Here is a 14,242-nt window from a genome sequence, read left to right on the forward strand (position 1 = left end):
GTCTACGGCCCCTGATCCCAGTGGTAGGGCACGATCAGCGGGTTACCCGCGGTGTAGGGGCTCGGCAGCTGACCGATGGTGCGGCCCCACTGCAGCTCCAGCTCGGTGAGGTTGCCCTCCCACCGCGTTCCGGTGAAGAAGCCGGAGTCGATCCGGCTCAGGGTCAGGTCAAAGGTCAGCGACAGGTTGCCGTAATCACCGCGCATCCAGTTGGTGAGCGTCTCCTTCGGCCACGGGAAGGTCGGATAGAAACTCAGTGCCCGAGTCAGCGCCGGTCCGGCGTCGGCCAGTGATTGCAGGACGGGCCCCAGGTCCTTGAGTTCCTGGACCAGGGCTTCTTTGGTCTGATTGACCGAATCCGCCGCCAGCGCACTGAACTTGCCGAGCTGAGTCAACGCATCGGCGAGCTTCTCGCGCTCGTCTCTCAGCACCTTGAGGGCATCGGGAATCGTCTTGAGCGCGGTGTCGATCACCGGCTTCTGGGCGGCGAGCTGGCCGACCAGATTGTTGAGACTCTCGTTGGCGCTGATGATGTCGGACTTCTGATCGTTGACGTAGCCGATGAAGATGTCGAGCTGCTCGATCAGGCTGCGCAGATCCGCCTCACGGCCGGTGAACGCCTGACTGAAGGCTTGGGTGATGTCCTGAATCTGGTTGATGCCACCACCGTTGAGGACGAAGGAGATCGCGGCCAGCGTCTGCTCGGTACTCGGGTAGGCGCCGGCCGACGACAGCGGGATCAGTGACCCCTCGTGCAGCCTGCCTTGCGGCGCAGCATCTTTGGGAGGCTCGAGGCCGACATAGAGCGAACCGAGCAGACTGGTCTGCCCGATCACCGCGGTCGCGTTCGCGGGCAGCACGACATCACCGTTGAGCGTCATGGTGACCAGTGCGTTCCAACCCTGACGTTCGATCTTGGTGACGTTGCCGACGGTGACGTCACCGACCCTGACCCGGGAGTTCTGCTTGAGGTTGTTCACATCGGGCATCTGGGCCTGAACCGTGAATGCGCCGGGGCCTTGACCGGAGGTGCCGGGCAGCGGAAGCGAGTTGAGCCCCTGCCAGTCACCGCAGCCCGACAGGGCCATGGCAGCCGTGAGCACGAGTCCACCGATGGCGGCGCGCACGCCGCGCGTCCCGGTCATGACCCGCCTCCGGCGGGGACCATCAGGCCCTGCAGGCCGGCGTTTGGATCGGTCGCGACGACCGTGTCGGCCGGTGGCGGAGCTGTCGGCGCCTCGGCGGCCAGCGGCGGACCGCCGGCGGGTGCTGCGCCGGCATCGGGCGCCGGGGCTGCCGGCCCTGGCGGCGGGACGTAATCCGGGCGTAGCCAATCCTCGCTGTAGGTCAGCTCATTCGGCCGGGCGGAGGCGCCGACGAACAGGTTCTGCCCGATCGGCGGGAAGTTGTACTGACGGTTTTTGATGATCGGCGCCAGGTACTGCACGCACAGCTTGGACGACTGCTCGGCACCCATCCGCGAGGCCGCCTGAATGGCACCGCACAGGAAGGAGATCGGGTTGCTGAAGTTGCTGACCGCCAGGGCGCTGGTCGCCGCACCCTGGGCGGGCTGATAAATGTTCACGTAGTTCTGCAATGTGTTCGGCGCGACGTGCAGCACCTGTTTGATGTCGTCGAGGCTGGCGGTGAGCGCAGTACTGACCGAGGCGAGCTTGTCCGAGGTGGTGCCGAGCGCTTCCCGGTTGTCGGCGACAAAGCTCTGCACGTCGCCGACGGCGGCATTGAGATCCGATACCGCATTGGCGATTCCATTGGGATCGTCGGACAGCAGCCCGGTCACGTTGGCCAGATTCTGGTTGAGCTGACGCATCAGATCCGTGCTCTGCTGCAGCGCCGAGACCAGGATCGACAGGTTCTTGACCGTCGAGAAGATGTCGGTGCTGTGGTCCCCGAGGGCCGAAAACGCTTGCGACAGCTTGATGATCGTCTGCCGGATGTCGGCGCCCTGTCCACGCAGGTTGTCGGCGGTGGTGTTGACCAGCGCACCCAGAGTGCTGACGCCGCCGGGCTCGGTCGGCTGCAGGGTGTCGGTCAGTCGTTTCAGCTGTTCACGGAAGTCGTCGTACTCCACCGGCACCGCGGTGCGCTCCTGCGGGATCACGGCCTTGTCGGCCAGTGCGGGCCCGCTGCTGTAGACCGGCGTGAGCTGGATCGCCCGGCTGGTCACCAGCGCGGGAGACAGGATCGCCGCCTTCGCATCGGCAGGGACCTTGAACTTGCTGTCGTACCAGAAGGAGATCTTCACCCGTTGCGGCTCGGGCTCGATCTTGGCGATCTGGCCGACCGGGACGCCGAGGATCACCACATCGTCGCCGACGAAGATGCCGTTGCTGTTCTCGAAGTACGCCACGACATTCGTCCGGTTGATCGGCCCTCCGGGGCGCAGCAGCACCGCGACGCCGCCGACCAGGGTCAGGACCATGACGACGGCCAGACCGATTTTGGTTCCACGGGAAAGGTTCACTGTCCACCCTCCGGCGAAACGGGTCCGGGAGCGGGACCGAGGGTCTGGGTGACCGCAGGTACCTCACCCGGCGCCGGCACGAATACGGGGGCGGGGGTGGGCAACGGGGTCGTTCCGATGCCCGGCGGCGACACCGCGGGCGGTCCTGGCGGCGGACCACCGGGCGGTCCGGGTGGGATCGGTTCGCGGTACGGGTAGCAGCCGGTCGGGCCGGGCAGCGGGATTCCCGGCGGGCCGCACCCTGGGTCGCCGGGGTTACCGGTGATGGCGTCGGGCAGGTTCAGATTGGGCTCGCCACCCTGGCCGGTACGCGGGAACGGCACGGGCAGTGCGGGAGTGCCCTGCTGGCCGATCTGCGGATCGACCCGCTGCGACGGCGACAGGGTGTTCGGGTCGAGCCCGAGGTCGGAGAACGCGGCGTCGATGAACGGCTGCGAGAACTGACCTGGGATCAGGTTGGCGATATAGGACTTGAAGAACGGACCCGACGCCACGGACTCGCCGAGCTGCATCGCGTAGACACCCAACATCTTGATCGATTTCTGCACGCGCTCTTTGCGATTGTCGATCGTGGCGAGCACACCGTTGAGCTTGTCGAGCGCCGGCTTCATCGTGTTCCGGTTCTCGCCGATGAAGCCCTGGAGCTGATTGCTCAGCGTCGAGATGTTGCCCGAGATCTGCTCGAGCGCAGTGCTCTGCTGGCGAAGTTCGGCCAGCAGGGAGTTGGTGTTCTGCACCAGGCTGACCACCTGGTCGCTGCGCTCGGACAGCACTCCTGTCGACTTGTTGGCGTTGGCGAGCAGCTGACGCAGTTCGGCATCACGCTGGTTGAGGGTATCCGAGAACCGCGCCACACCTTCGACCGCAACCCGGACGTCGGGCGGGGTCTCGGAGAACGTATCCGACAGCACCCGAAGCGAATTGGAGAGCTGGTCGGTGTTGAGACCGCTGATGGCGACGGTCAGGTCGCCCAGCGCATCCGGCAGCTGATAGGGCGACTGGGTCCGGTCGGCCGGGATGGTGCCGTCGAGGCTGCCGTCACCGCGCGGGGTGACCTCAAGGAACTTCGTTCCCAGGAGGCTTTTCGTCTTGATCGCCGCCTCGGTGCGGTCACCGAGGCGGATGTTCTTGTTGACCTGGAACTTCACCAAGACGTGCTGGCCGTCCAGAGAAATCCCGGTGACCTGACCCGAGGCCAATCCCGAAACCTGTACCTGTGCGCCGTTGGTCAGGCCGCCGGCCTCGGCGAAATACGCGGAGTAGCTCTTGTCCTGGTTCAGCAATGGCAGCCGCTGGTAGTTCAACGCGGCCAGGATGATCACGGCCAGGCCGATGATGCCGACCATGCCGATGACGAAGGGGTTGCGTTCACCGAAGGGTTTCATCGCGGCGCACACCTCCCGGTGTCCTGACCTGCAACCTTGACGTAGACAGGTTGGCCGCCTTTGCCATTCAACTTGAGCGTGATGTCGCAGAGATAGAACGTGAAGTAGTCGCCATAGATACCTTGGCGCTGCAGCACCTGGTAGGAATCCGGCAATGTGTTCAGCAGGTTGTCGAAGTAGTCGTGATCGGCCACGACAATCCCAGCGGCCCGGTCGGTTTCGGTGACGACCTTCTTGAACGGCGGGCGCGCCTGGGCCAGCAGATCACTGATGGTCCCCGCAGAAGCGTTGGTGTAGGCCAGTCCGTTGGCGATATCCGTCTTGCGGGCTTCCAAACCCTTGACCAGATCCGAGAGCGATGTCACCGCCTTACCGAACTGATCGCTCTGCCCGGCAAGCGAACCCAACACGGTGTTCAGGTTGGTGATGACCTCACCGATCAACTGATCGCGGTCGGCGAGGGTGTTCGTCAGCGAGGCGGTCTGCGTGAGGATCGAGCCGATCGTCGCGCCTTGCCCCTGGAAAGCACTGATCAGCTGGCCGGACAGCGCGTTGATCTGATTCGGGTCAAGCGCCTTGAACAACGGGCGGAATCCGCCGATCAGCGCGTCGAGGTCCAGCGCGGGTTCGGTGCGGTCAACCGGGATGGTGTCACCGGGGTTGAGCTTCTTGGTGCCCCCGGCACCGTCCTCCAGCGCCAGGTACCGCCCGCCGATCAGGTCGTCGTAGCGGATGACAGCCCGACTGCCCTGGGTCAACACCACCGAATTGTTAGCGGTGAAATCCACCAGCACCGTCGAGTCGTCTTGGACCACAAGGTCTTGCACCTTGCCGACCTCGACACCGGCAATGCGCACGAAATCGTCGGCTTTGAGCCCCGTGACATTGCTGAACACCGCGCGATAGCTCTGGGTCTTCTCGAAGCGCAGCTGACCGAAAACGGCGAACAACGAGAACATGCCAAGCAGACAGACCACGACAAAGATGGATAGACGCCAGATCGCGCCTCCCAGATTGTCTTTCACGGCTGCTGCCTCTCCTCAGTTCACTTGGTCGGTTATCGGGTCAGGGTGCGGGTGCGGCCTCCTGCGGCAGCGGTTGGGGTGGCAGCGGGGTGGGCTGCTGTCCCGGGAACGGCACCACGAACGGTTCGGTGCCGGGCCGCGGGCCTGGATCGATCGGCTGGCCTGGCGGCGGGGCCGGCGGCAGGTTGTTCCAGATCGGCGTGCCGTCGGGGTTGTACATCGGCGCACCGTAGGGATGGTCACCCGGTTCCGGGACGACCTTAGGCCACAGTGGTCCGGGGTACGGGCCGGGCGCCGGTCCGCCGAAAGTGTTACGGATGCTCGGCGGTTCGGGCACCCCGCGGGTGACCGGCAGGAAGTTGCCGTAACCGGGGAAGCCGATGCCCGGGTTGGGCCTGACGTCGACGCCGGTGCCGAAACCGGTGTTGGTGATCAGCTGGCGCACCGGCCAGTTGTTGTCGACGATCGGCAGCGAACCGCAGCCGGGTCGACCGCCGGGGCCGCCCTTGGCGCCGGTGATCGGGAGGTTCTCCGGATAGCGGTACGGGTCGTCACCGGCGAGCGCACCGCCGTCGACCAGGAAGGTCCGGCCGTTGCCGCCGGTGGCATCGTAACCGCCGTTGTCGAGGAGCCACTTCGCGCCGACCAGCATGCAGGTGTATTCCGGGTTGTACTTCATCAGCAGGTTCGTCGTCGGTTCGAGCACGTTGACGGCCTTGATGAGGTTGGCCTGGTTCGGCGCCAGCAGGGCGATACCACTGTTGGAGAGCCCAACTACGTTGAGCAGCAACGCATCCAGCGCTTTGGCGTTGTTGGTGACGGTGACGCTGGTGGTGCTCGCCGCGTTCAGCGTCGACAAGATGTTCTGCGCGGCAGCACTGTAGGTGTCGCTGAAACCCTTCAGCGCCTGCCAGTCCGCGCGCACCGTGTCCTGGCGCGGGTTCAGCGCCAGCAGCACCTGATTGAAGTCAGTGGTGGCCTGCCCGATTCGCTCACCTTGGCCGCGGACGCCCTCGGCGAGCGCAGAGAGGATGGCATTGAGCTTGGCCGGGTCGACCTGGTCGAGCACGCCGACCAGGTTCTGGAAGACGGTGTTGACCTCGGTGCTGACGTTCTCCGATTTCAGCACCTGACCGGCCGCGAGCCGTTGGGGGCTGGGATCGTCCGGGTACACCAGATCGACGAACTTCGCACCGAAGATCGTGGTGGCGCGGATCTTGGCCTGGATATTGGCCGGGATGTGCTGGATCTGGTCCGGGAAGATCTCGAGTTTGAGCGATACCGGGGCAGGGCCAAGGGCATTGCCCCCGGAGATCGAGCTGACCCGGCCCACCTGGACCCCGCGCAGTTTGACCTTGCCGCCGGCCTCCATCACCAGGCCGGCGCGGTCCGAGGTCAGCGTGATCGGGACATAGGAGTTGAACGAGCCGGTGAACAGCGACGCCGTCACGTAGACCAGACCGACGATCACCGCGAGCAGGATCGCGGTCCACCACGCCGGGTGCAGTCCCTTGTCGTCTTCGTCCATGTGAGTTCCCGCCCCGCTTATCCGGACAGGTTGAAGTTGCCGGACTGACCGTAGACGGCCAGTGAGATCATCACCGTGACGAGGGCGGCGACGATGAGTGAGGTGCGCACCGCCCGTCCGACGGCCTCACCGACGCCGGCCGGCCCGCCGGAAGCGGTGAAGCCGTAATAGGTGTGCACGAGCATGATGACCAAGGCCATCGCCACGGCCTGCAGGAACGACCAGATCAGGTCGACCGGGTTGAGGAACGTCCTGAAGTAATGGTCGTAGACGCCGGTGGACTGCCCGTAGATGAAGGTGGTACCAACCCGCGCCGCCAGGAAGGACATCAGCACGGCAACGCAGTACAGCGGGATCACCACGATCACACCGGCCACCACCCGGGCTGAGGCCAGGTAGCCGATGGTGCGGATGCCGATCACTTCCAGTGCGTCGATCTCCTCGTTGATCCGCATCGCGCCGAGCTGGGCGGTGGCACCGGCACCGATGGTCGCCGCCATCCCGACGCCCGCGGTCAGCGGTGCGATCAACCGGACGTTGAAGAACGCCGAGGCGAAGCCCGTGAGCGCCTCGACACCGATCGAGGAGAACTGGTTGTAGCCCTGCACGGCGACCAGTGCACCGGTGGACAGCGTCAGGAAGCCGACGATGGCGATAGTGCCGCCGATGACGGCGAGCGCTCCGGCACCGAGTCCCATCTGCGCGACCAGCCGGACGATCTCCACGCGGTAGTAGACGAACGCCGTCCCGATGCCCTTGATGGTGTAGCCGTAGAACTTGGTCTGCCGGCCGATCCGGTTCCAGCTCTCGGCCCAGCCGTCCAGCGTGCGGCGCAGGCGAATCCGGCCGGTCGTCGAGTGCGCGGTCATATGGTTGCCTTCACCCCGACGGCGGTGGCGAGCACATTGATCACGAACAGCGCGATGAAGGTGAACACCACGGTCTCGTTGACCGCGTTACCCACGCCGGCGGGGCCGCCACCCACGGAGATGCCCTTGTAGCAGGCGATCAGGCCGGCCGACAGTCCGAAAAGAGTGGCCTTGACCAGGCAGACGACGACATCGGCGGGGCCCGTGAGCAACGTAAGACCCGCGACGAAGGCGCCGGGCGTGACGTGCTGGATGTAGACGGAGAAGAAGAAGCCGCCGGTGATGCCGACGACGACCACTGAAGCCGAAAGCAGCAGTGCCACCAGGGTGGCGGCGAGGACGCGGGGCACCACGAGTGCCTGGATCGGGTTGATACCCATCACCCGGAGTGCGTCGAGCTCATCGCGGATGGTGCGGGCGCCCAGGTCGGCGCACATCGCGGTGGCGCCGGCGCCGGCAACCACCAGCACCGTCACGATCGGGCCGATCTGCGTGACCGTTCCGATGGCCGCCCCGGTCCCGGAGAAGTCCGCGGCGCCGAACTCGACGAGCAGGATGTTGAAGGTGAACACCAGCAGCACGGTGAACGGGATGGAGAGCATCAGCGTCGGCACGATCGACACGCGCGCGACGAACCAGGTCTGAAGCAGGAACTCCCGCCAGGCGAACGGCGGCTTGAACATGGCCACGAAGGTGTCCAACGACATGGCGAAAAACCCGCCGACGGAGCGGACCGGCTTCGAGAACGCGTCAGAGGTAACCACTAGCTCGCCATCCTCCACAGCATCACGGGCCGTTGAATTCCCTCCGACACACGAACCTGCTTCCTGCGTTAAAGCTGTGACTCGTGACACAGGACTGACGAAGAACGTACACCACCGTTTTCGAGCCGAGCAACACTTCGACAGACGCCGCAACGAGTACCGCCACGGCCGCCTGCCGGCCGTGAAGATCTTCGCATACCGTGCGCATCGGGGTGCCGGTTCGCCGGTCCCACTTCCCCGCCTGACCGGCACCGTCGCCGCCAGCAAATAGAAATTGGGTCCGGCGTGAATGGTTTGGTGAAATGGATTCCGTCGGGCTCCGGGCGCCGATATCGGCTTTGCGCTAGCGATTGACACCAGTTTTTCCGGCAAGCACTGCGATACGGTCTTTCCATGCCAGCCCCGGCGCACGTGAGCGCGGTTCCGCGCCAGCGGCGATGGGCCACCACCGACGCCACCCAACAACGCATTCTCGACGCCGCGATCGAGGTGTTCCGCGAGCGTGGTTACACAGTGGCCACCATCGGCGATGTGGTGACCGCCTCCGGTGCCAGTATCGGCAGTATTTATCACCACTTCGGCGGCAAGGCCGAATTGTTCCTGGCGATCCACGAGCGGATGGCCGTGGACGTCGAACTGCGCATCGCCGAGGTCGCGGCGGCCGCCGCCGCGGCAGATTCGTTCGAAGCCCAGTTCAGGGCCTATTTGGATGCGGTCTGGGTCAACCGCCAGACCGCCAAAGTGCTGGCCGCCGACGATATTCCGCCGGGTTTCGACCGAATTCGGCGCGACGACATGCTCACCCGGTTCCGGGAATGGGTATCGGTACTCGATATCGGCATCCCAGCCGCTGACGGTGATTCGTTGCTGGTGCGCATCCTGATTGGCGTGCTGTCCGAGTCGGCGGGAATGGTGATGGACTGCGATGACGCCGCCGAGGTGTTACCCGTGGTCGATGCGGCCATCGGCTACATCAACCGGCTCATCAGCTAAGCGGCCTCAAGCAGCGAGCTGCGCGACAAAGCGCCCCGGTCCTGCCCGGTGATGACGCTCTCGGGGCCGTAGGTAACGTCAGATGCCGGCCACAGCGAGAGGACGCCCGTGAGCGCACACGAGACTGTCGAGTTTTCCGGAGTCGACGGCATCACTCTCATCGGCGACGAGTGGAACCGCGGCGCTGCAGTGACTCGGTCCAAGCCGACGATGCTGATGCTCCACGGCGGCGGCCAGAACCGATTCTCCTGGAAGAAGACCGGTGACGTGCTGGCAGATCGGGGCTTTCACGTCGTCGCGGTCGACACCCGCGGCCACGGCGACAGTGATCGCGCTCCCGACGCCGACTACGCGCTGGAGTCACTCAGCGGCGATGTGCTGCACATCATCGAGGCGATCGGTGGGCCGGTGGTGATCATCGGCGCCAGCATGGGAGGGCTGACCGGCATCATGGTTGCCGACCTCGCCGGACCTGACACGGTGACGAAACTGGTGCTCGTCGACGTGGTGCCCCGCTTCGAAAAGGACGGCAGCGCTCGTATTCGCGATTTCATGTTCAACCACGTGCACGGCTTCGACTCGCTGGAGGAGGCGGCCGACGCGGTGGCCGAGTACCTGCCCCACCGCCAGAAGCCGCGCAACCCCGAAGGGCTCAGGAAGAATCTGCGGCAACGCGACGGTCGTTGGTACTGGCACTGGGATCCGGCGTTTTTGACCAAGCCACAGGATGACCCGTTCGAGCGGACCGACAAATTGGAAGCGGCCGCCATCGGGCTGCAGATTCCGATCCTGTTGATCCGCGGCAAATTGTCCGACGTGGTCAGCACGGCCGGCGTCAACGACTTCCTACAGAAGGTGCCCGCGGCCGAATTCGTCGAACTCTCCGGCGCCGGGCACACTGCGGCGGGAGACGACAACGACGCGTTCAGCGAGGCCGTCGTCCAATTCGTGACGCGGTAACGCGGCGCTGGCAAGAATCCGGCGAGGTCTGTCCATCTGGCCACAGGCTCGCCGGCGAAGACTTCTCCTAGGATGACTCGCGATGAAAGCCATCCTGCTCAGTGTCCATGTCATCGTCGCGATCCTCGCGATCGGCCCGATTGCCGTGGCGGGCAGCATGTTTCCCCGCTATGCCGGTGATCCTGCGGGCCCCGTCCTGCATCGGATCTGCGCGACGTATTCGGTGATCGGCATCGCGGTGCCGTTGCTCGGCATCGCCACCGCGGCAGCGCTGGGAGTGCTCACGGACGCCTGGGTGCTGATCTCGATCGCGCTCACCGCCATCGCCGCGGCGGTGCTCGTGCTGAGCGTGCTCCCGGGCCAGCGCCGGGTGCTTGCCGGAAATACCGCTGCTGCAAAGGGTTTGGGGATGAGCACCGGCATCTTCAACCTGCTGTGGGTGGCCGTCACGGTCTTGATGATCGTGCGGCCCGGTTCGACGACCGGCGTCTAGCCCAATTCCGAGGCCTACCACCCGTTGGGCACCGAGCCCGTCGATCAGGACAGCCCGGCCGTCCTGGCCACCATCATTTACGCGGACGCAGCACTGGTGTCACCAGGTCACCGGAAGTGAAGTAGGACTCCAGGTTTCGCAATGTCAGCAGCGCCATCGCCCGGCGGGTCCGGGCGGTGGCGCTGCCGACGTGCGGGAGCAACACGACGTTGTCCAGTTCGCGCAGTCGCGCCGGGACATTCGGTTCGTCGACGAAGACATCCAGACCGGCCCCGGCCAGTCCCCCCGACGCCAACAGATCGATCAGGGCATCCTGGTCGACGACGCTCCCCCTGGCGATGTTGATGAGATACCCCTCAGGCCCCAGTGCAGCCAAAACCTCAGCACTGACCAGCTTTTCGGTATGCGGGCCACCGGCAGCGGCGACCACCAGAACGTCGACAGACTCGGCCAGTTCCAGCGGCGACGCCGCATAGCGGTACGGCGAATCCGCGATCTCGTGCCGGTTGTGATAGGCGATGGCACAGTCGAAGGCGAGGAGGCGCTTGGCGATGGCCGACCCGATCCGGCCGAGCCCGAGAACGCCGACCTGCAGGCCATTGAGATCTCGGGTGTAGGGAAAGGCACCGTCGCGCGCCCACCTGCCCGCCCGGACGTACCGGTCGGCGGATCCGAAGCCCCGCAAGGTCATCAACGTCAGACCAAGCGCGGTGTCGGCGACGGTGTCGGTCAGGACGTCGGGCGTGTTGCTCACCCCGACTCCGTGCTTTCGCGCCGCCTCGACGTCGATCGAATCATAGCCGACGCCGTTGTTCACGATGGCGCCCAGATTGGGCAGGGCGGCAATGAGCTTGGCATCGACGCCGGGCCTGCCGTTGGTGACGATCACCCGCACGGTGGCGGCGTGCTCGGCCAGGAACGCGGCGCGATCGCCGCCGTCGGGCAAGCTCAGGGTCTCGTACTTGGCGGCCAGTTCTGTGGCGAGCGTCGACTCCAGCGCCCCGACCTGAAGTATCTCGTCTCTCTTCTGCGGTGTCACCTGTCCATCATGCGTCAGCGGTGGATATGCGCAGCTAGCGCGCCGACCCCGGGTCCGTCGAGATCGGCGAGCGCGGCGGGGCGCGCGGCCATCGCCATCAGCAGCGCCTCGCCGGGACCTTCCACCACCGGGCCGTTACCCGCTGCCCAGTCGAGGTCGGTGGCCTGCAGCCGCACCCCGCGGGCCCGCCACGCGCCACGGATCAAGGGCGCGGTGCGCGCGAACTGCAGGGCGACCAGCAACCGGTCCGGCGGAATGGTCCGCGGTAAACCGAGCGGCCTGCGGATGTCCTGCTGGTGAATCATGTTGTCGGTCAACGCTATCCGGCCACCCGAGCCGGTGGCCAGCCCGGCAGGCCTGGTGTGGGTCCGCATAAGATCCCGCAGCTGGTCGGTGGTGCGCTCCGCATAGCCGCCCAGCGCCACGTCGTTGATCCGGTCGACCGAGAGCAGCCCCTTGGCGAAGACCGCGGCCAGTTGCATCGCGCCGAGGCCATCGAAGCTGATGGTGTGCGCAACGACGTCACGAACCCGCCACCCGGTGCAGAGCGTCGGCGCGTCCCACTGGGCGGGCGAGAGTTCCGCTGCCAGCGCGGCGAGATCGGCGCGTTCCGCGGTAGCCAGTGCCATGGTGTCCGTTGGGCTCATAGGACAGCCGTACCCGGTTCGTTCGCCGAAGGAAAGCGGATCGGGGAAATCGTCACCAGGCGACAGTGGCTGCGGGTTGCGGATGGCCTGCGATAAATTACTTAGAGTTTCGTACCGAATCGCCTCTCGTCTTCGACTCCGCGAGTTATGGTTTCGAGGATTACTCGAATAGTCACGGGTTCGGAAGTCGGTGGAATGGCCAAGCCGCGCGCAGCTCCTCGCCAACAACGCTCGCGTGAGACCTATGAGCGAGTGCTCGACGTCGCTGCCGAGATTTTCGCGGAATGCGGATATACCGGTACGACCACCAATAGGGTCGCCGAGGCGGCCGGGATTTCGATCGGCACGCTCTACCACTACATCGCCGACAAAGATGCACTGCTCTACGCGCTGGCCGAGCGGCATCTGGCCAGCGGAACCGAGTCGATCGTCAGCGTCTTCGTCGGGTTGCGAGCTGAGCAGCCGGGGCTGGCGGACTCGCTGCGCGCGGTCATCAGCGTCATCGTCGGGATGCACGTCGACGAGCCGCATCTGCACCACCTGCTCTACGACAGCGCGCCACGCTCCGAGGAACTACAGAAGCGGCTGCGCGAAGCCGATGCGGCAATGGCCGATGAAGTGGCTTGGCACCTGGAGCGACTCGACGTCGGAGGCGAGCACCGAAGGTTGGTCGCCGCCCTGCTCGTCACCGGCGTCGAAGCACAGGTACACCGGGCCACTCTCGATCCCATCGAGCCGGTCTCCCCCGAGGTTCTGACCGATGTCCTGACGAATCTGTGGCATCGGGCGCTGACGACTTAGCTGCTTGCTGCGGATTTTGCGGCCTCGGCCTCGGCCAGCCGCTGGTGCAGCCGAGCGCGAATGTCGTTCGGCGTGTACGCATTACGCCGACGCTGATCTCGAGCGACGAGCACCCCGGTCGCCGCGACGCCGACGACACCGGCCAGCCCGATCCACTTCCACACGTTGCGCATACCGCCAGTGTGCCTAAGCTGCGAGCGTGAAAGCGAGCACGGTGTCCCTCGATCATGCGATCGAAGCCACCAGGACCGGAGACATCTGGCTGTTCCGTGGCGGTTCCGGCCCCGACCGCGCCATCCAGACGATGACCAACAGTCCAGTCAACCACGTCGGCATGACGGTCGCGATCGACGACCTGCCACCGTTGATCTGGCACGCCGAACTCGGCCACGGATTGGTAGACATGTGGACCGGCACCAACCAGCGCGGAGTCCAGCTCAACGATCTACGGGCCGCGGTCGACCAGTGGATGAACAAGTACGAGCAACGCTGCTGGCTGCGCCAGCTTTCGCCCTTTGCCAACCGGGAGCAGGAAGACCGCATGCTGCAGGTCATCGCTCGGATGGACGGCACCGCATTCCCGACCACCGCAAGACTGACCGGCCGCTGGTTCCGCGGCCGGCTCCCGACGGTCAGCGACTGGACCCGCGGCCTTCCGTTCGTGCACAAGTTGGTTCGGGAATCCGCCGAGCGGGACAAGCGGGAACGTCGAACCAGTCTGGCGACGGCCTATTGCGCAGAGACCGTCGCGATCACCTATGAGGAGATGGGACTTCTCTCCACCGAGAAACGGGAGAACTACTTCGACCCCGGCTCATTCTGGAGCGGCGACCTCCTCCCACTGGCACCGGGATATGAGCTGGGCGCCGAAGTTTCAGTCGTCGCCTGACCACTCCCAGTTCGCTGCAATCCAGACGAGCCCATTGTCTAGCTGTGAAGTAACTGTTAAGTTCCCAAAGTCAAATTAGTTAGCGCAAGCTAAGGGCGGGCTGTGAGTCCCCTCATCTGCGCTTGGACCCAGGGAGATCATGAAAGCCATCAGTCGAGTACTAGTAGCGCTCATCGCTGCGATCGCAGCGCTGTTCGCAGGGGCAGGCACCTCGCATGCTGGCTTGGACAATGAGCTCTCACTGGTGGACGGCACCGGCCGGACGCTGACCATTCAGCAGTGGGACACGTTCCTCAACGGTGTGTTCCCCCTGGACCGCAACCGGCTGACCCGTGAGTGGTTCCACTCCGGGCGCGCTGTCTAC

At 65.2% G+C, this 14,242-nt stretch carries 16 protein-coding genes; 6 read left to right on the forward strand and 10 right to left on the reverse strand.

Features of this window, described 5'->3' with window-relative positions; translation table 11 throughout:
* Positions 1-2 precede the first annotated feature (2 nt).
* Genes H7J73_RS00430 through H7J73_RS00460 form a run of 7 tightly spaced genes read right to left on the reverse strand, consistent with a single transcriptional unit; the run spans position 3 to position 7,999 of the window.
* A complete protein-coding gene (locus tag H7J73_RS00430; protein WP_276030759.1) occupies positions 3-1,145 on the reverse strand; it encodes a virulence factor Mce family protein in 1,143 nt (380 codons plus the stop codon).
* On the reverse strand, positions 1,142-2,443 hold the full coding sequence (locus H7J73_RS00435) for an MCE family protein (protein WP_264065336.1): 1,302 nt from the start codon (positions 2,441-2,443) through the stop codon (positions 1,142-1,144). The genes H7J73_RS00430 and H7J73_RS00435 overlap by 4 nt, the downstream gene beginning before the upstream one ends.
* A 38-nt stretch (positions 2,444-2,481) precedes the next feature.
* Positions 2,482-3,870, reverse strand: a complete 1,389-nt coding sequence (locus H7J73_RS00440) for an MCE family protein (protein ID WP_264065238.1) — start codon at positions 3,868-3,870, stop codon at positions 2,482-2,484.
* Positions 3,867-4,895 (reverse strand): MCE family protein, encoded by a 1,029-nt coding sequence (locus H7J73_RS00445; RefSeq protein WP_264065239.1) that lies wholly within the window; start codon positions 4,893-4,895, stop codon positions 3,867-3,869. The genes H7J73_RS00440 and H7J73_RS00445 overlap by 4 nt, the downstream gene beginning before the upstream one ends.
* Before the next feature lie 40 nt (positions 4,896-4,935).
* Entirely contained in the window at positions 4,936-6,423 is a 1,488-nt protein-coding gene (locus H7J73_RS00450) for an MCE family protein (RefSeq protein ID WP_264065240.1), read from the reverse strand.
* A gap of 17 nt (positions 6,424-6,440) precedes the next feature.
* On the reverse strand, positions 6,441-7,292 hold the full coding sequence (locus tag H7J73_RS00455; RefSeq protein ID WP_264065241.1) for an ABC transporter permease: 852 nt from the start codon (positions 7,290-7,292) through the stop codon (positions 6,441-6,443).
* Entirely contained in the window at positions 7,289-7,999 is a 711-nt protein-coding gene (locus H7J73_RS00460) for an MlaE family ABC transporter permease (protein ID WP_264065337.1), read from the reverse strand. The genes H7J73_RS00455 and H7J73_RS00460 overlap by 4 nt, the downstream gene beginning before the upstream one ends.
* A gap of 450 nt (positions 8,000-8,449) precedes the next feature.
* Here H7J73_RS00460 and H7J73_RS00465 point away from each other — a divergent pair, with 450 nt between their 5' ends.
* The 3 genes from H7J73_RS00465 to H7J73_RS00475 all read left to right on the forward strand — a co-directional run bounded on the left by H7J73_RS00465 (position 8,450) and on the right by H7J73_RS00475 (position 10,502).
* A complete protein-coding gene (locus tag H7J73_RS00465; protein ID WP_264065242.1) occupies positions 8,450-9,049 on the forward strand; it encodes a TetR/AcrR family transcriptional regulator in 600 nt (199 codons plus the stop codon).
* Between the two features lie 108 nt (positions 9,050-9,157).
* Positions 9,158-10,009, forward strand: a complete 852-nt coding sequence (locus H7J73_RS00470) for an alpha/beta fold hydrolase (RefSeq protein ID WP_264065243.1) — start codon at positions 9,158-9,160, stop codon at positions 10,007-10,009.
* An 82-nt stretch (positions 10,010-10,091) separates the two neighbouring features.
* Positions 10,092-10,502, forward strand: coding sequence for a hypothetical protein (locus H7J73_RS00475; RefSeq protein ID WP_264065244.1), 411 nt, complete (start codon positions 10,092-10,094; stop codon positions 10,500-10,502).
* A 73-nt stretch (positions 10,503-10,575) separates the two neighbouring features.
* On the opposite strand, the gene H7J73_RS00480 is transcribed toward H7J73_RS00475, so the two are convergent.
* Both H7J73_RS00480 and H7J73_RS00485 read right to left on the reverse strand, forming a co-directional pair.
* Positions 10,576-11,541 carry a 2-hydroxyacid dehydrogenase gene (locus H7J73_RS00480; protein ID WP_264065245.1) on the reverse strand — a complete coding sequence of 322 codons (966 nt, stop codon included), beginning with the start codon at positions 11,539-11,541 and terminating at the stop codon, positions 10,576-10,578.
* A 14-nt stretch (positions 11,542-11,555) separates the two neighbouring features.
* Positions 11,556-12,170: a maleylpyruvate isomerase family mycothiol-dependent enzyme gene (locus tag H7J73_RS00485; protein WP_264065338.1), complete on the reverse strand. Its 615-nt coding sequence runs from the start codon at positions 12,168-12,170 to the stop codon at positions 11,556-11,558.
* Positions 12,171-12,383: 213 nt separating this feature from the next.
* Between H7J73_RS00485 and H7J73_RS00490 the strand changes: the two genes are divergently transcribed.
* Positions 12,384-12,989 (forward strand): TetR/AcrR family transcriptional regulator, encoded by a 606-nt coding sequence (locus H7J73_RS00490; RefSeq protein ID WP_264065246.1) that lies wholly within the window; start codon positions 12,384-12,386, stop codon positions 12,987-12,989.
* Here H7J73_RS00490 and H7J73_RS00495 read toward each other — a convergent pair.
* Complete coding sequence (locus tag H7J73_RS00495) at positions 12,986-13,162, reverse strand: hypothetical protein (RefSeq protein ID WP_264065247.1); 177 nt, start codon at positions 13,160-13,162, stop codon at positions 12,986-12,988. The two genes, H7J73_RS00490 and H7J73_RS00495, sit on opposite strands and share 4 nt — an antisense overlap.
* 26 nt (positions 13,163-13,188) lie before the next feature.
* Between H7J73_RS00495 and H7J73_RS00500 the strand changes: the two genes are divergently transcribed.
* Both H7J73_RS00500 and H7J73_RS00505 read left to right on the forward strand, forming a co-directional pair.
* Positions 13,189-13,878: a guanylate cyclase gene (locus tag H7J73_RS00500; RefSeq protein WP_264065248.1), complete on the forward strand. Its 690-nt coding sequence runs from the start codon at positions 13,189-13,191 to the stop codon at positions 13,876-13,878.
* A gap of 139 nt (positions 13,879-14,017) precedes the next feature.
* A partial coding sequence (locus tag H7J73_RS00505) for an MspA family porin (protein WP_264065249.1) occupies positions 14,018-14,242 on the forward strand: 225 nt, incomplete at its 3' end.

Origin of the sequence: Mycolicibacterium komossense, assembly GCF_025822605.1 — a bacterium.
In the GTDB taxonomy this organism is placed as follows: domain Bacteria; phylum Actinomycetota; class Actinomycetes; order Mycobacteriales; family Mycobacteriaceae; genus Mycobacterium; species Mycobacterium komossense.